Annotated in this window: 11 protein-coding genes; 4 read left to right on the top strand and 7 right to left on the bottom strand. The window is 65.8% G+C overall.

Features of this window, described 5'->3' with window-relative positions; genetic code table 11:
- Positions 1–59: 59 nt before the first annotated feature.
- Genes JL811_RS03245 through xdhA form a run of 4 tightly spaced genes read right to left on the bottom strand, consistent with a single transcriptional unit; the run spans position 60 to position 6,324 of the window.
- Positions 60–1,577, bottom strand: coding sequence for an ABC transporter ATP-binding protein (locus tag JL811_RS03245; protein ID WP_202686883.1), 1,518 nt, complete (start codon positions 1,575–1,577; stop codon positions 60–62).
- The gene (gene xdhC / locus JL811_RS03240; RefSeq protein WP_202686882.1) at positions 1,516–2,520 is read right to left on the bottom strand and encodes a xanthine dehydrogenase accessory protein XdhC; all 1,005 of its coding nucleotides are present in this window, start codon (positions 2,518–2,520) and stop codon (positions 1,516–1,518) included. The genes JL811_RS03245 and xdhC overlap by 62 nt, the downstream gene beginning before the upstream one ends.
- Positions 2,513–4,903 (bottom strand): xanthine dehydrogenase molybdopterin binding subunit, encoded by a 2,391-nt coding sequence (gene xdhB, locus JL811_RS03235; RefSeq protein ID WP_202686880.1) that lies wholly within the window; start codon positions 4,901–4,903, stop codon positions 2,513–2,515. The genes xdhC and xdhB overlap by 8 nt, the downstream gene beginning before the upstream one ends.
- Positions 4,900–6,324 (bottom strand): xanthine dehydrogenase small subunit, encoded by a 1,425-nt coding sequence (gene xdhA, locus JL811_RS03230; RefSeq protein ID WP_202686878.1) that lies wholly within the window; start codon positions 6,322–6,324, stop codon positions 4,900–4,902. The genes xdhB and xdhA overlap by 4 nt, the downstream gene beginning before the upstream one ends.
- A 241-nt stretch (positions 6,325–6,565) precedes the next feature.
- On the opposite strand from xdhA, the gene dnaE reads away from it, so the two are divergent.
- Positions 6,566–10,063 carry a DNA polymerase III subunit alpha gene (gene dnaE / locus JL811_RS03225; RefSeq protein ID WP_202686876.1) on the top strand — a complete coding sequence of 1,166 codons (3,498 nt, stop codon included), beginning with the start codon at positions 6,566–6,568 and terminating at the stop codon, positions 10,061–10,063.
- A gap of 28 nt (positions 10,064–10,091) precedes the next feature.
- Here dnaE and JL811_RS03220 read toward each other — a convergent pair whose 3' ends face one another.
- Positions 10,092–11,126 (bottom strand): AbrB family transcriptional regulator, encoded by a 1,035-nt coding sequence (locus JL811_RS03220; RefSeq protein WP_202686874.1) that lies wholly within the window; start codon positions 11,124–11,126, stop codon positions 10,092–10,094.
- Positions 11,127–11,451: 325 nt separating this feature from the next.
- Positions 11,452–11,649, bottom strand: coding sequence for a SlyX family protein (locus JL811_RS03215; RefSeq protein ID WP_202686872.1), 198 nt, complete (start codon positions 11,647–11,649; stop codon positions 11,452–11,454).
- Positions 11,650–11,723: 74 nt separating this feature from the next.
- Between JL811_RS03215 and hisS the strand changes: the two genes are divergently transcribed.
- Genes hisS through hisG form a run of 3 tightly spaced genes read left to right on the top strand, consistent with a single transcriptional unit; the run spans position 11,724 to position 15,159 of the window.
- Complete coding sequence (gene hisS, locus JL811_RS03210; protein WP_202686870.1) at positions 11,724–13,331, top strand: histidine--tRNA ligase; 1,608 nt, start codon at positions 11,724–11,726, stop codon at positions 13,329–13,331.
- Positions 13,328–14,443, top strand: coding sequence for an ATP phosphoribosyltransferase regulatory subunit (locus JL811_RS03205; RefSeq protein ID WP_202686867.1), 1,116 nt, complete (start codon positions 13,328–13,330; stop codon positions 14,441–14,443). Before hisS ends, JL811_RS03205 begins: the two co-directional genes overlap by 4 nt.
- Positions 14,440–15,159, top strand: a complete 720-nt coding sequence (gene hisG, locus JL811_RS03200; protein WP_202686865.1) for an ATP phosphoribosyltransferase — start codon at positions 14,440–14,442, stop codon at positions 15,157–15,159. Before JL811_RS03205 ends, hisG begins: the two co-directional genes overlap by 4 nt.
- Before the next feature lie 41 nt (positions 15,160–15,200).
- Here hisG and JL811_RS03195 read toward each other — a convergent pair whose 3' ends face one another.
- Positions 15,201–17,189, bottom strand: a complete 1,989-nt coding sequence (locus tag JL811_RS03195) for a protein meaA (protein WP_202687196.1) — start codon at positions 17,187–17,189, stop codon at positions 15,201–15,203.
- Between the last annotated feature and the right edge of the window lie 38 nt (positions 17,190–17,227).

The raw sequence follows: 17,227 nt of genomic DNA, 5'->3' as shown, positions 1-17,227 counted from the left end.
CATCCCCGGGGGTGAACCGGCCCATCGGGGCCGCGAGAGGGCGCAAATCGCGCCGTGCCTCAGTGACCATGTGCCACCTCCATATCATGCGCGCCGCCCATCATCAGGCCGATCTCCTCGATCCCCAGCCCCTCGACAGGGCGGGTCGGTGTCAGCCGTCCCTCGTTCAGCGCGGCAAAATCATCTGCAATTTCCAGCAGTTCATCCAGATCCTGGCTGATGACGACAACCGCCGCCCCGGCCTCGGCCCGGTCAAGGATCGCCTGACGGATCGCCGCCGCCGCCGCCGCATCGACGCCCCAGGTGGGCTGGTTGATGACGATCACCTCGGGGCTCTGGCTCAGTTCGCGGCCCACCACGAATTTTTGCAGGTTTCCGCCTGACAGTGCCCGGGCCGCGACATGGGTGCCCGGTGTGCGCACGTCGAAATCCTTGACGATACCCGCCGCGAAATCCTCGGTCGCGGCCCAGTCAATGAATCCATTCCGCACCAGCCCCTTGCGCAGTGCACCCGACAGCAGCGCGTTTTCCACCAGCGACATGTCGGGGGCTGCGGCGTGGCCCAGCCGTTCCTCGGGGGCCGAAACCAGCCCTGCCGCGCGCCGCGCCTGCGGACCGGTGGCCCCCATGTCGCGCCCGGCGATCCGCACCATGCCCGGATCGGACTTCAACTCTCCCGACAGGGCCAGCAGCAATTCGTCCTGCCCGTTGCCCGCAACCCCGGCAATGCCCAGAACCTCGCCCTTGCGCAGGGTGAAATTCACCTGTTTCAGCGAAGTGCCGAAGGGGATAGGCGAGGCGGCGGACAGGTCGCGCACCTCCAGCGCCACCTCGCCCTTGGGCTTGGCGCTTTTGGCGGGCGGGGTCAGCACCGCGCCGACCATCAGTTCGGCCATCTCGCGCGCGGACCGTTCGCGCGGGGTGCAGGTGGCGACCACCTTGCCCCGCCGCAAGATCGTTGCCTCGTCGCACAGCGCGCGGATCTCTTCCAGCTTGTGGCTGATGTATAGGATCGCCGTGCCTTCTGCAGAAAGCTGCCGCAGGGTGCGGAACAGGATCTCGACCTCTTGCGGGGTCAGAACGCTGGTGGGTTCATCCATGATCAGCAGTTTCGGATCCTGCAACAGGCAGCGCACGATCTCGACGCGCTGGCGTTCGCCCGCCGACAGATCGCCCACCATGCGGTCGGGGTCCAGCGGCAGGCCGTATTCCTCACTCACCGCGCGGATCCGGGCGGCCAGTTCGCGCATGGGCGGCGGGTTTTCCATGCCCAGCGCCACATTCTCGGCCACGTCCAGCGCCTCGAACAGGCTGAAATGCTGAAACACCATCGCCACCCCCTGCCGCCGCGCCTCGGCGGGCCTGTCGGGTGCATAAGGTTGGCCGCGCAGGACCATCCTGCCGGTATCGGGCTTCACCAGCCCGTAGATCATCTTCACCAATGTCGATTTCCCGGCGCCGTTTTCCCCCAGAAGGGCATGGACCTCACCGGTCCCGATGGCGAAGGAAACGTCGCTATTGGCGACGACGCCCGGATAGGCCTTGGTCAGCCCCTCCAGCCGCAAAAGTTCTGTCATCCCTGAGGTCATCCGTGATCTCCGTCTCGGATTGTTGTTGTCTGTTCATCAGTTGCGCGGCAACGCCGATGGCGATGGCCTGCGGGTGCTTGCCCAGAGCGAGGTCTCCTATCGGGCAGTCGATCCGGGCGATGGATGTCGCCCCATGTCCCAGCGCGCCCAGCCGTGACCGGAAACGCGCCCATTTGGTGGCGGACCCGATCAGGCCCAGCCGGTGAAATCCCCGGCCCAGCAGCCGGTGACACAATTCCAGATCCAGCGCATGCGAATAGGTCAGCACCAGATGTTCGGCATCCTGCGGCGCATGGGTCGCCAGCCGTTCGGGATGCGGCGTCCAGAGCGCCTCGACCCCTTCGGGGATCGCGTCAGGAAAGCGGTCCCGCGCGGTATCCACCCATGTCAGGCCAAAGCCCGGCAGCGGGGCCAGCACACCCACCAGCGCGCGCCCGACATGGCCCGCGCCCCAGATCCAGATCTGCCGCTCGGGCCGCAGGACGGGTTCGACCATCCAACCCTGAAGCAGTTGCGGGGCCGGGCGCTGTCCCTGTCCGCGCGCCCGCGCCAGCAGGCGCTGCACGGCCAGCGGCGGCTCTGTCGCCTCCCCCGTGACCGGGCGCGCAACGACATCATCGGGGATCGTGTCCGACGCGCTGTAGATCTCGGTCAGCAACGTCACCGCGCCACCGCAGCATTGGCCGATGGCCGGGCCCAAAGGCACGCGGTCCACTACCCGCGCGCCGCGACGGGCCAGCAGGTCCCGCGCGCGCGCCGCCGCCTGATATTCAAGCGCACCGCCGCCGATGGTGCCGGATTGTCCCTGCGGCCAGACCAGCATCGCCGCCCCCGGCTCTCGCGGGGACGATCCTTCGATCCCCGCGACCACGACCCGCGCCACCGGGCCATGCGCCGCAATCGCGGCCAGCACTCCCGCCCGGTCAAACATCGCGCGCCACCCGCTTCACCGCCGCCAGCACCCGTTCGGGCGTCGCGGGCGCGTCCAGCGCCGGGTAAACCGAGCCGTCACCACAGGCCGCAACCGCATCCGACAGCGCCAGAAAGGTTGAGATGCCCAGCATGAAGGGGGGTTCCCCCACCGCCTTGGACCGGCCCACCGTGTCCTCGCGGTTCGGACGGTTCCAGAGCCGCACATTGAAGACCGGAGGACGATCCGAACAGGCCGGGATCTTGTAGGTCGAGGGCGCATGGGTCCGCAAGGCGCCCTTGGCGTCCCAGACCAGTTCCTCCATCGTCAGCCACCCCGCGCCCTGCACATAGGCGCCTTCGACTTGCCCGATATCCAGCGCCGGGTTCAGGCTTGATCCGGTATCATGCAGGATATCGGTGCGCAGGATGCGGTTTTCGCCGGTCAGGCGGTCAATCACCACCTCGGTTACCGCCGCGCCATAGGCAAAATAAAGGAAGGGCCGCCCGGTGCCGCGCTTGCGGTCCCAGATGATCTTGGGCGTCGCATAGAACCCGGTCGAGGACAGCGAGACCCGCGCCGCATAGACCCGCGCCGCCGCCTCGGCAAAACCCAGAACCTCGGCCCCGACATGAACATGGCCATCCTCAAAGCGCACGGTGTTCGCCGTGGTCTGATGCTGCAGCGCCAGACAGTCGGCCATGCGGTCACGGATCGTCAGGGCCGCCGCCCGCGCCGCCATCCCGTTGAGGTCACTGCCCGAGCTTGCCGCCGTGGCAGATGTATTGGGCACCTTGCCGGTATCGGTGGCGGTGATCCTGATCACCGCTGCATCCACTCCGAACACACCTGCCACGACCTGCGCGACCTTCTGGAACAGGCCCTGCCCCATTTCGGTGCCACCATGGTTCAACTGGATCGAACCGTCCTGATAGACATGGACCAGCGCGCCTGCCTGATTGAGATGCGTCAGCGTGAAGGAAATCCCGAATTTCACCGGCGACAGGGCAATCCCGCGCTTCAGGATCGGGCTGTTGCGGTTCCAGTCGGAAATCGCCGCCCGCCGCGCGTGATAGTCCGACGAGGCCAGCAGATCGGCCACCATCGCATCGCCGACAAAATCCTCGACCGGCATATGATAGGGCGTCGTCTGGATCTCTCCGGCCTTTTTCTGTCTGAAAATATCCTCGGGGGGCCAGTTTGTAGAACGGGGTGGCGAAGCGCCCCCGGCCTCTGCCGGGCCCTCCCCCATCGGGGCATAGAAATTCACCTGCCGCACCGCGACCGGATCGCGCCCGACCGCATGGGCGACATGGTCGATCACCCGTTCGATCCCGACCATGCCCTGCGGCCCGCCGAAACCGCGATAGGCGGTGGCGCTTTGGGTATGGGTGCGCAAGCGGTGGCTTTCGATGCGGATCGCAGGCAGGAAATAGCAATTGTCCGAATGCAGCATCGCCCGGTCGGCGACGGGCAGGGACAGATCCTGCGCCCAGCCGCAACGCATCAGATGGGTGAACTCCACCCCCGCAATCCGGCCCTCGGCATCGAACCCCGCACGGTAAAGGATGCGCAGATCATGGCGCTTGCCGGTGATCATCATGTCATCGTCCCGGTCATAACGCATCTTGGCCGGGCGCCCGGTCTCCAGCGAAACCAGCGCGCAGGCAATGGCCAGATGGTTGCCCTGACTTTCCTTGCCGCCGAAACCGCCGCCCATGCGGCGCACCTCGACGCGCACAGCACTCATCGGTAGATGGGCAGCATGGGCGACCTTGTGCTGGATCTCGGTCGGGTGCTGGGTCGAGGAATGGATGACAAGTTCCCCACCATCCTGTGGCAGGCAGGCCGCGACCTGACCTTCCAGATAAAAGTGCTCCTGCCCGCCGACCTCGAAACTGCCCTGAACCTGATGCGGGGCGGCGGCGATGGCGGTGCTGGCATCGCCCTTCTGCCAGATCACCGGCCCGTCCTCGAACCGGCTGTCGGCGGCCAGCGCGTCATCGACGGTCAGAAGGGCGGGTAATTCGCGATAGTCGATCCGCCCCAGTCGCGCGGCCTTGCGGGCGGCCAGATGGCTGGTTGCGGCGACCAGAAACGCCGGATGGCCCAGATATTTCACCACACCGTCAGCCAGCAGCGGTTCATCATGCGCCGAAGGCGAGCAATCCGGCACTGCGCCGAAGCGCGCGCGCAGATCATCCGCCGACCAGACGCCGATAACGCCGGGTGCTGCCCGCACCGCCGACAGATCCATCGCCGTGATCTCGCCATGCGCGATAGTCGACAGGCCAAAGGCCAGATGCAGCGCATTGGCAGGCAGCGGGATGTCATCGACATAGCGCGCAGCGCCCGAGACATGCAGCGGGGCCGCATCATGCGGCAGCGGTTTTCCCATGCTCATGCCCGCACCTCCAGAATATCGGTGGCAGTGCCGGCAAGGTCGTGGAAATACCGCTCCAGCAGCGCCGCCGCGACCTCGGCCCGATAGGCGGCAGAGGCGCGCATATCGGACATCGGCATGAAATCGCCCGCCATCGCCGCCTGAGCCTGCCGGATCGCGTCCAGCGACCATTCCGCCCCGGTCAGCGCCGCCTCGGCCGCAGCCGCGCGTTTCGGAATCCCCGCCATGCCGCCAAAGGCCAGCCGTGCCGCAGTCACACGGCCTTGCGCGACGGTGACATTGAAACAGGCGCAGATCGCGGAAATATCCTGATCGAAGCGTTTCGAGATCTTGTAGCAGCGCAGATCCGGCGCCGTATCGGCAAAGCTGACTGCCTCGACAAACTCGCCCGGCTGGCGGTCCTGCTTGCGGTAGTCCAGAAAGAAATCCTCAATCGCGATCAGGCGCCGCGCATCGCCCCGGCGCAGATGCAGGCTTGCACCCAATGCGATCAGCGCGGGCGGTCCGTCCCCGATGGGGGAGCCATTGGCGATATTGCCACCGATGGTCGCGGCATTGCGCACCTGTTGCGAGGCATAGCGCGCCAGAAGGGCCGCGAAAGAGGGCAGCGTATCTTCGACCGCCGCCATCAGATCAGTGATGGTGACGCCCGCACCGACATGGAACTGCCCGTCCTGCTGCCGGATCTGGGCCAGATCGGCGATACCGCCCAGAAAGGCCACGGGGGCAAGGTCACGCAGTTGTTTGGTGACCCAGAGCCCGACATCGGTCGCCCCCGCGATCAGCGTGGCATCAGGGTTCGCCAGATACCATTGCGCCAGATCGTCGGTGCTGGCGGGGCTGAACCCGGTCGCAAGGGGGGCTGTCTGCCCCCCGAGGCCCGTGCGGGCCTCCCCCCCCGAGGATATTTCGGAACAGGTGAAAGCCGCATCCTGCCCCATCCAGTCTGGCACGGGCCGGGCGGCGGCGGCTTCGGCCGCGCGGATGATCGGGGCATAGCCGGTGCAGCGGCACAGATTGCCGGCCAGCGCGCGGTCGTGGTTCTGGTCGCCGTTCAGATGGGCGGTGGCCATCGACATGATGAAACCCGGTGTGCAGAACCCGCATTGGCTGCCGTGATGGGCGATCATCTCCTCTTGCACCGGATGCATCTGCCCTGCGGGGCCGCGCAGCCCCTCGACCGTCGTGACGGATTTGCCCTGCAGTTGCGGCAGAAACAGAATGCAGGAATTGAACGCCTGTGCCCGGCCCGTCCCATCCCGCACCATCACTGTGCAGGCCCCGCAATCGCCTTCGCGGCAGGCTTCCTTGGTGCCGGTCAGTCCGCGATCCTCACGCAGGTAATCCAGCAGGGTCCGGGTCGGATCCCCGGCACCAAGGCGGATCGGCGTTCCGTTCAGGTGAAACGCGATATCGGTCATGTGGTAACCCGCCGCCTTCTCCCCGTTCAGGGCTTCGGGGGGTGCTGATCCCCACGAAGCGTTGCCTGCCCGCCCGATGCGGCGTAAAGCGGATAAGGCACCTTTTCCCTGTCAATCATGAAGCCCCGCGCATTGCTACATGGCAAGCACAAGTTTTCGGGAAGGCGCCGAAGCAGTTTCCGGATTTGCCTGAAAGTGATGCGCCCTTTTCCCCGACCTGCCGGATCGCTAGGCTGTGGCCATGTCCAATGCTCCCCGATTCATCCATCTGCGCTGCCACACGGAATACTCGCTGCTGGAAGGCGCGGTTCCGCTGAAGAAACTGGTGAAGCTTTGCGCGGCGGCCGGGATGCCGGCAGTTGCGGTGACCGATACCAACAACCTTTTTGCCGCGCTGGAATTTTCGGTCGTGGCACGGGGGGCGGGGGTGCAGCCGATCCTGGGCTGTCAGGTCGCCCTTGACCATGATCCGGCCCGCCCCGGCGAACGCCCGCGCCCGCCCGCCCCGATTGTCCTGCTGGCGCAGGATGAAGCGGGGTACATGAACCTGATGAAGCTCAATTCCTGCCTTTACCTCGACAAGGGCGGGCAGGTGACGCAGGTCACGCTGGAAGAGCTTGCGACCTATGCGCAGGGCCTGATCTGCCTGACGGGCGGGCCGGAAGGCGCGGTCGGGCGGCTGGTGCAGGGCGGGCAGGCGGCCAAGGCCGAGGCCCTGATGACGCGGCTGGCCGCGATCTATCCGGGGCGGCTTTATGTGGAATTGCAGCGCCATCCGGGGCCGGGCGGCGCACTGCCCGAGGCCGAGCGTGTGACCGAACGCGCCTTTGTCGAAATGGCCTATGCGATGGATCTGCCGCTGGTCGCGACCAATGACGTCTATTTCCCGGAAGCCAAGATGTATGAGGCGCATGATGCGCTGATCTGCATTGCCGAAGGCGCCTATGTCGACCAGTCAGCGCCGCGCCGCCGCCTGACGCCGCAGCATTATTTCAAATCCGAGGCGGAAATGGCGACGCTGTTCGCCGATCTGCCCGAGGCGCTGGAAAACACTGTGGAAATCGCTCGGCGCTGCGCCTTTGCCGCCGCGAGGCGCGACCCGATCCTGCCGCGATTCGCCGAGGATGAGGTGGAGGAACTGCGTCGTCAGGCAAAGGCCGGGCTGGCAGCGCGGCTGGCCGTCATTCCCCATGCCGCCCCGGTCAGTGACTATGAGGCGCGGCTGGATTTCGAACTGGGCATCATCGAGAAAATGGGCTTTCCGGGCTATTTTCTGATCGTGGCCGATTTCATCAAATGGGCCAAGGATCAGGGCATTCCGGTGGGCCCCGGCCGGGGGTCAGGTGCGGGGTCGCTGGTGGCTTATGCGCTGACCATCACCGATCTTGACCCTTTGCGCTATGCCTTGCTGTTTGAACGCTTCCTGAATCCCGAACGCGTTTCGATGCCGGATTTCGATATCGACTTCTGCATGGACCGCCGCGAGGAGGTCATTCAGTATGTCCAGCGCAAATACGGGCGCGAGAAGGTGGGCCAGATCATCACCTTCGGCGCGCTGTTGTCCAAGGCCGCCGTGCGCGATGTGGGCCGGGTGCTGCAGATGCCCTATGGGCAGGTCGACCGCCTGTCCAAGATGATCCCGGTCGAGGGGGTGAAACCCGTCTCGATCACCAAGGCGCTGGCCGATGAGCCGCGCCTGCGCGAGGCTGCGAAGGAGGAGGTCGTGGACCGCCTCCTGACCTATGGCCAGCAGATCGAGGGGCTGTTGCGCAATGCCTCGACCCATGCCGCGGGGGTCGTGATCGGCGACCGGCCGCTGGATGCGCTGGTGCCGCTGTATCAGGACCCGCGTTCCGACATGCCCGCGACCCAGTTCAACATGAAATGGGTCGAACAGGCCGGGTTGGTGAAATTCGACTTTCTGGGTCTCAAGACCCTGACGGTGATCCAGAACGCCATCGAACTGATCCGTGCCTCGGGGCGCGGCCTGCATGAGACGTCGGACGGACGACGGCTTTATGATCCCGAGCCGGGGACCGAGAATGATATCGGCCATATCCCGCTGGAGGACGCGGCCACCTATGAGCTTTATTCCGCCGCCCGCACGGTCGCGGTGTTTCAGGTGGAAAGCTCGGGCATGATGGATGCGCTGCGGCGCATGAAGCCGACCTGCATCGAGGATATCGTGGCGCTGGTGGCGCTGTATCGTCCCGGCCCGATGGAAAACATCCCCACCTATTGCGAGGTGAAGAACGGGCTTCGGGAACTCACCTCGATCCATCCGACGATTGACGATATTCTGAAGGAAACGCAGGGCATCATCGTCTATCAGGAACAGGTGATGCAGATCGCGCAGGTCATGGCGGGCTACAGCCTTGGCGGCGCCGATCTTCTGCGCCGCGCCATGGGCAAGAAGATCGCCGAGGAAATGGCCAAGGAACGGCCGAAATTCATCGAAGGCGCGAAGAAGACCCACAATATCGACGCGAAAAAGGCCGGTGAGGTCTTCGACCTCTTGGAAAAATTCGCCAATTACGGCTTCAACAAATCCCACGCCGCCGCCTATGCCGTGGTCAGCTATCAGACCGGCTGGCTGAAGGCCAATCACCCGGTGGAATTCATGGCGGGCGTCATGAATTGCGATCTTCACCTGACCGACAAACTGGCGATCTACAAACGTGAGGTGGACCGGCTGGGCCTGACCACGGTGCCACCTTGCGTGAACCGCGGTCAGGCGACCTTCAGCGTGACCGATGGCGCGCTGGTTTACGGGCTGGGGGCGCTGAAGAATGTGGGCGTCGAGGCGATGCGGATGATCGTCGAGGCGCGCGGCGACCGGCCCTTTGCCTCGCTCTTTGATTTCGCGCGCAGGGTGGATCTGAAACGCGTCGGCAAACGCTCGCTTGAAATGCTGGTCCGGGCCGGGGCCTTCGACATGCTGGACCGCAACCGCGCGCGGGTGTTTGAGGCGCTGGATGCGCTGACCGCCTTTTCGGCGGCGATCCATGAGGCGCGGGCGTCAAATCAGGTTTCCCTGTTCGGCGAGGCGGGCGCGGATGTGCCCGAGCCGCGCCTTGGGTCACGCGATGACTGGCTGCCGGTGGAACGGCTGACCGAAGAACACAAGGCCATCGGGTTTTACCTGTCGGGCCATCCGCTGGATGATTACATGGGTCCGCTGAAACGCAAGGGCGTGCGCACGCTGGCCGAGATCACGCAACTGGCGCAAGGTGGGCCGAGGGTTGAAAAGATCGCAGGCTCGGTCTCGTCGAAACAGGAACGCAAATCGGCGCGCGGCAACCGCTTTGCCTTCGTGCAACTGTCCGATCCGACCGGGCTCTATGAGGTCACGGTGTTTTCCGACACGCTGGAGGCTGCGCGGGATGCGCTGGAACCGGGCAGCAATGTCGTGCTGACGGTTGAGGCGACGCTGGAGGGTGAGACGCTGAAACTGCTGGCGCGCGCCGCCCAGCCGATTGATCAGGTCGCCCAGCAGGCGGGCGGCAGCAATCTGCGCATCCATATCGACCGGGCCGAGGCCGTGGCCTCGGTCGCGGCGCTGCTGGCGGGGCTGGACGGCAAGGGCGCACGCGGGCGCGGCGCGATCACCTTCTGCGTGCCCGATCCCGATACGGGTGAAGAGATCGACCTTGAACTGCCGCGCGATTATCCGGTGACGCCGCAGGTCAAGGGGGCGATCAAGGCCATGGGCGGGGTGCTGACGGTGGAGGAGGTCTGACACCCCCCGTAGGGGCACAAACCGCGCGTCAGCGGTGCAGCCCGCCGAAACGGCCCGCCAAGGCCCGTGCAATCGCGATGGACAACACGATCCGCACAATATGATGCAGCGTCACGAAGACCACGCTGATCTGCAGGCTCAGCGCGATCAGGCTCATTTCCGTGATCCCGCCGGGGGCAAAGGCCAGAAACAGCGCCGCGACCGGCTGCCCGACCCAAGGGGCCAGCAGCACCGCAAAGGCCCATGCCACCGCCAGCAGGACCATGGTCGCGATCATGGCCAGCACGAAACCGCGCCGCAGCACCGATCCCGACATGCCTGTGAACCGCGCGCCAAGCCCTGCCCCGACAACGACCTGCGTCGCGGCGATGGCCCAGCCCGGCGGCACGCCCTCGGTCAGCCCGGTCAGATGCACGACGGCCGAGGCGATCAGCGGCCCCGTCATCACCGCGGCCGGCAGGCGCAAAAGATGGCCCAGATGGAAGCCCGCAAAGCCCGCAACGGCCAGAATGGCGATATCGGCCAGCCGCAATGCCTTGTCCGATCCCTGCAGGGCCACGCCCGCCCCCGATCCGACCATTTCCCCGGTCAGGATCACGAACAAAAGCGGCACCGCCACGATGGTCAGGATCAACCGCAGGAACTGCATCAGCACCAGCATTCCCGGATCGGCCCCCGCCTCCTCCCCCAGCGTGACGGATTCGATCAGCCCCCCCGGCACCGTGCCCCAATAGGCCGAGACGGGATCGACCCCGCCCGCCCGGTAGATGCCGAAGGCAAGGATATGGGCCAGCGGCACGAAAAGCGACAGCGCGAGCAGGCTGGGGGCCCATTGCGTCGCCTGCCGCAGGATGTCGGGGGTGAAACTGCCGCCGATGGCGATGCCGATCACCGGAATCGCGATCAGGCGGAACAGGCCCGGCAGGCCGACCTCATGGCCCATGGGTTTCCACCCCGCCATCGCAACCGCCCCCACCGCGACCATCGACCCCAGCAAAAGCGCCAGCGGCAGATGCAGCAGCGTGGCCGCGATTCCCCCGGTCAGCGCAAGGGCCAATGTCACAATCACCCCAACGGGGTGGAACTTTCGGCTTGTCGGATGCAGGGGCAAAGGCGGTCCTCGCGGTCACGCGGATCGCCCAGGACCCGCGCTTGCGCGGCAACAAAACCGGATGCCGCCGGAAAAGGCAAGTCATGTCAGGGGTTTTTACGGGCTGTCGCCTGTGAAACGCTCCGCTTCCTTTTTCTGTCTCCAAATATCCCGGGGGGTGAATTTGGCGAGAGCCAAAGAGGGGGGCAGGCCCCCCTTCGCCCTTGGGATGCTGTCGTCCCGGGTGAATTTCGGCATGTCCCGTCGGGCCTGAACCCTGATACCGGGGCGCCCTGCCCTACCAGTGCGGCGGGCGCTGGTCGGCCAGAAACACGCCGCCCTCATCCGGTTCGGCAACCCGGTTCAGCAGCATCGCGACCCGGCGTTCCAGCAGGTCGATCCGGTCGGCCTGTTTCGCGACGATCCCGGACAAATCCTCGGTCAGGCGGATCAGATGGGCGATCTGTTCCTCTGCCGCCTCGATGCGGTCTGCCATGACCCTCTCCTTGCTTGCCGCGCCTCCGGCCATCCGTTACACCGCCCGCGTGACCGCAGCAAAGGGTTTCCCCGATGGCCAAGGACAAATCCCCCCGGCGCCCGCGCGCCGAGACGCCCAAGGGCTTTCGCGACTATTTCGGCGCGGAGGTGACCGAGCGGCGCGACATGCTGCAGAAGATTTCCGAAGTCTATGAGCGCTACGGCTTCGACCCCTTGGAGACATCGGCCGTTGAGACGGTCGAGGCTTTGGGCAAGTTCCTGCCCGATGTGGACCGCCCGAATGAAGGCGTGTTCGGCTGGCAGGATGAGGATGACCAGTGGCTGGCCCTGCGCTATGACATGACCGCGCCGCTTGCACGGGTGGCCGCACAGTTCCGCAATGACCTGCCCTCCCCCTATCGCCGTTACACTTTCGGACCGGTCTGGCGCAATGAAAAGCCCGGTCCGGGGCGGTTCCGGCAGTTTTACCAATGCGATGCCGATACGGTGGGGGCTGCATCCGTGGCGGCGGATGCCGAGATCTGCGCCATGCTGGCCGATACGCTGGAGGCCGTGGGGATCGACCGGGGCGATTACATCGTGCGGGTGAATAACCGGAAGGTGCTGAACGGGGTGATGGAGGTCGCGGGCCTGTCGGGCGACGACAAGGAGGCCGAACGCGGCATCGTCCTGCGCGCGATTGATAAGCTGGACCGGTTGGGGGAAGAGGGCGTGCGCGCGCTTTTGGGCGAGGGCCGCAAGGATGAGAGCGGCGATTTCACTAAGGGGGCCGGGCTGAGTGACGCACAGGCGGACGTGGTTATGGGGTTTGTTGGAGCGAATAGCGCAGTCAGAACAACCTTGTTGTCGCAAGTTGGCAGCAACCCGCGAGAAGCTGACTTTCTGCGCCGCGGCGCTGCGAGCCAGAATGCTAACCCAAACATCGAAAATGAAGCTGTGCGCGAGGGCTTTGGGGCAGTTTGGAATGCAGGGGTCCTAGACCATTTGCGCGGCTTAGTGAGCCAGAGCCAAATTGGCCAAGAAGGAGTTGAAGAACTCGAACAAATCGCCGCCCTTCTCGCCGCCCAAGGCTACGGCCCCGACCGCATCGTGATCGACCCTTCCGTCGTCCGGGGCTTGGGCTATTACACCGGCCCGGTCTATGAGGCCGAACTGACCTTCGAAATCCTCGACGAAAAGGGCCGCCCGCGTCAATTCGGCTCGGTCGCGGGGGGCGGGCGTTATGATGATCTGGTGAAACGCTTCACCGGGCAGTCCGTGCCCGCAACCGGCGTTTCCATCGGGGTGGACCGCCTGCTGGCCGCCCTCCGCGCCAAGGGCCATGCCGGGGCGCCCGCGCCCGGCCCGGTGGTCGTGACGGTGATGGATCGCGACCGCATGGCCGATTACATGGCCATGGTGGGCGAGTTGCGCACCGCAGGCATCCGCGCCGAAATGTATCTGGGCAATCCGAAAAACTTCGGCAACCAGTTGAAGTATGCCGATAAACGCGGCAGCCCCATCGCGATCATCCAGGGCGGAGATGAGGCAGCCAACGGCACCGTGGTTCTGAAAGACCTGATCCTTGGCGCGAAGATCGCCGAAAACGCCACGCTCGAGGAATGGAAGGACCGCCCTGCACAGGTCGAGGTGCCGCGCGCCGATCTGGTCGCCGCCGTGCAACGGATGCTGGCGCAATGACCGAAATCGCACCCCCCCGCGCCGCCGTCCGGGCCGAGGGGGAGGCGCTCATGGCCACCTTCCGCGCGGCAGGCGCGCTGCCGGTCGAATGCGACATGCTGCAACCCGCAGGCACGCTGCTGGATCTGTATGGTGAGGATATCCGCGCCCGCGCCTATGTCACCGCCGACCCGCTGCGCGGAGAGATGATGTTGCGTCCCGATTTCACCGTGCCGGTGGTCGAAACCCATATGGCCCATGGTGCCGATCCCGCCCGCTATTGCTATCTGGGCGAGGTGTTCCGCAAACAGGACCGCCCCGGCGCGCGCCCCAGCGAATTCCTGCAGGTGGGGTTCGAGCTTTTTGACCGCACCGAGCCGCAGGCGGCGGATGCCGAGGTCTTTGCGCTGTTCGCGCAGGCGCTGGCGCCATTGGGCCTGCGCGCCGTGACCGGCGATATCGGCATCCTGATGGCGGCGGTGCGCGGGTTGAAGACAACCGAACGCCGCCGCGCCGCGCTTTTGCGCCATGTCTGGCGGCCGCACCGATTCCGCGCGCTGCTGGACCGGTTTTCGGGCCGGTCCGCCATGGCCCCCGCCCGCGCGCGGCTGCTGGAACGGCTGACCTCGGGCAGCGCGCAGGACCTGATCGGGGCCGCAGGCCCGATGATCGGCCTGCGCAGCGAGGATGAGATTGCCGCCCGCGCAGCCGCCCTTGTCGAAGATGCCGCCGCCCCGCCGCTTGCGGCCACCGAGGCGGCACTTCTTTATGATCTTCTGACGCTTGAAGCCCCGGCAGGGGCTGCCCTGCGCCATCTGCGCGGGATCGAACCAATGCTGCCCGCCATCGCCCCCGCCGTGGACCGGTTTGAGGCGCGACTGGCCGCACTGGCCGCCCATGGCATTGACCCCGAAACCCTGCCCTTCGAGGCGGGCCATGGCCGCAGTTCGATGGAATATTACGACGGGTTCGTGTTCAGCTTCCACGCCGCCAACCCCGATCTGCCGCCCGTGGCGACCGGCGGGCGCTATGACGCGCTGACCGAGGTTCTGGGACAGGGCCGGTCGATCCCGGCAGTGGGGGGCGTGATCCGCCCCGCGCTGGTGGCCGGATTGCGGGGGGATGCGGCATGAGTCTCAGGATCGGGGTGCCCTCGAAGGGCCGTCTGATGGAAAAGACCTTTGGCTGGTTCGGCGCGCGCGGCGTCACCATGGCCCGCACCGGCAATGACCGCGAATATGCGGGCGCGGTGGATGGCATCGCCGGGGTGGAACTGGTGCTGCTGTCGGCCGGTGAGATCCCGCGCGAACTGGCCGCCGGGCGCATCCACCTGGGCGTTACCGGGTCGGATCTTGTGCGCGACAAACTGGCCGACTGGCCGCGTCAGGTGGTGGAACTGGCCCCGCTTGGCTTTGGCCATGCCGATCTTATTCTGGCCGTGCCCTGCTGCTGGGTCGATGTGGAAACGGTGGATGATCTGGACGCTGCCGCCGCCGCCTTTCGCCGCAGCCATGGCCACCGTCTGCGGATCGCCACGAAATATCACCGGCTGGTGCGGGATTTCCTGACCGCACAAGGCGTGGCGGATTATCAGCTGGTCGACAGTCAGGGCGCCACCGAAGGCACCGTCAAGCATCAGACCGCCGAGGCGATTGCCGATATCACCTCATCGGGCGAAACGCTGCGGGCCAATCACCTCAAGGTGCTGGAGGATGGCATGATCCACCGCTCACAGGCGGTGCTGTTTGCCGCCCGCACCGCCCCTTGGACGGGTGATACGGAAACGCTGCGCGCGCTGGCCCGCAAACTGGGGCTGGATCTGCCCGGGGATCTGGTTCCCGGGGCATGATGGAGGCGGGGGGCGATCCCGCCCCCCCTGCCCTGCCCCGCTCAGGCTGCCAGCGGCGCGCCGTCCACCAGCGTCACGATATCCATCATGATGCGGTTCAACTCAAAATCCTTGGGCGTATAGACCGCTGCCACGCCCATGGCGCGCAGCGCCTCGGCATCCTCTTCGGGGATGATGCCGCCCACCACGACCGGCACATGCGCCAGCCCGGCCTCGCGCATCAGGGCCATGGTCTCGGCGATCAGCGGCAGATGGCTGCCCGACAGGATCGACAGGCCCAGCACATGCGCCTTCTGATCCGCCGCCGCCGCGACAATCTCGGCCGGGGTCAGGCGGATGCCTTCGTAATGGATATCCATGCCGCAATCGCGGGCGCGGGCGGCAATCTGTTCGGCACCGTTCGAATGGCCGTCCAGCCCCGGTTTGCCGACGACGAATTTCAGCGGTCGCCCCAGACGCGCGGCCAGATCGGCCACGGCCTCACGGATCGGCTCCAGCCCCTCGGTGCGGTTTGACGGGGATTTGGAAACTCCGGTCGGCGCGCGATATTCACCGAAAGCCGCACGGATCGTGGCCCCCCATTCGCCGGTGGTGACCCCGGCCTTGGCTGCGCGGATCGAGGGCGGCATGATATTGCCCCCGTCCCGCGCGGCCTGCGACAGCGCCTCAAGCGCCGCGCGCACCTCGGCCGCATCGCGGGCCGCGCGCCATGCCTCAAGCCGCGCAATCTGGTCTGCCTCGGCCCGCGCATCCGCGACCATGATCGCGCCTTCCCCCGCCGTCAGGGGCGAGGGCGCAGCCTCGGTCCAGCGGTTCACGCCGACCACCACGGTTTCACCGCTTTCAACCCGCCCGATGCGTTCGGCATTGGCCTCGACCAGCCGCCCCTTCATATAGTCGATGGCCGCCACCGCGCCGCCCATCGCGTCGATCCGGGCCAGTTCATCCCGCGCGCCGGTCTTCAGCGCCGCAACCTTGCGATCCACCGCCGGATTGCCGTCGAAAAGGTCATCGAATTCCAGCAGATCGGTTTCATAGGCCAGGATCTGCTGCATCCGCAGCGACCATTGCTGATCCCAGGGGCGCGGCAGTCCCAGCGCCTCATTCCACGCCGGAAGCTGCACCGCCCGCGCACGGGCCTTTTTCGACAGCGTTACTGCCAGCATCTCGATCAGGATGCGATAGACGTTGTTTTCGGGCTGCTGTTCGGTCAGGCCCAGTGAATTGACCTGCACGCCATAGCGGAAGCGGCGGTATTTCGCGTCCTCGATGCCATAGCGTTCCAGCAGGATCTCATCCCACAGATCGACGAAAGCCCGCATCTTGCAAAGCTCGGTGACAAACCGGATGCCCGCATTCACGAAGAAAGAGATCCGCCCCACCATATTGGGGAAATCCGCCGCAGGCACCTTACCCCTCAGGTCATCCAGCACCGCAAGGGCCGTGGCCAGCGCGAAGGCCAGTTCCTGTTCCGGCGTCGCCCCCGCCTCTTGCAGGTGATAGGAGCAGACATTCATCGGGTTCCATTTCGGCATCGCGCCCTGCGTCCAAGCGGCAATATCGGTAATCATCCGCAGGCTGGGTTTCGGCGGGCAGATATAGGTGCCGCGCGACAGATATTCCTTGATGATGTCATTCTGCACCGTGCCTTGCAGGGCCGCGATATCGGCCCCCTGTTCCTCGGCCACGGCGACATAGAGCGCCAGCAACCACGGCGCGGTGGCGTTGATCGTCATCGAGGTGTTCATCTGGTCCAGCGGGATCCGGTCGAACAGTGCCCGCATGTCGCCCAGATGCGCCACCGGCACACCGACCTTGCCCACCTCACCCCGTGCAAGCAGATGATCGCTGTCATAGCCGGTCTGGGTCGGCAGATCGAAAGCCACCGAAAGGCCGGTCTGCCCCTTGGCCAGATTGGTGCGGTAAAGCGCGTTCGAGGCCGCTGCCGTCGAATGGCCCGCATAGGTGCGGAACAGCCAGGGCTTGTCTTTCTGCGCCGCGTCGGGTTGGTCCGCTTCGGTCTGGGTCATGCTGGGCTGGGTCACTCTGAGCCTCCGGAATCACAAAC

This window comes from Szabonella alba, assembly GCF_016765775.1.
GTDB classification, from domain to species: Bacteria; Pseudomonadota; Alphaproteobacteria; order Rhodobacterales; family Rhodobacteraceae; genus Szabonella; species Szabonella alba.
Note: the sequence above shows the minus strand (reverse complement) of the source record. Positions and strands in the feature narration are given on the sequence as shown.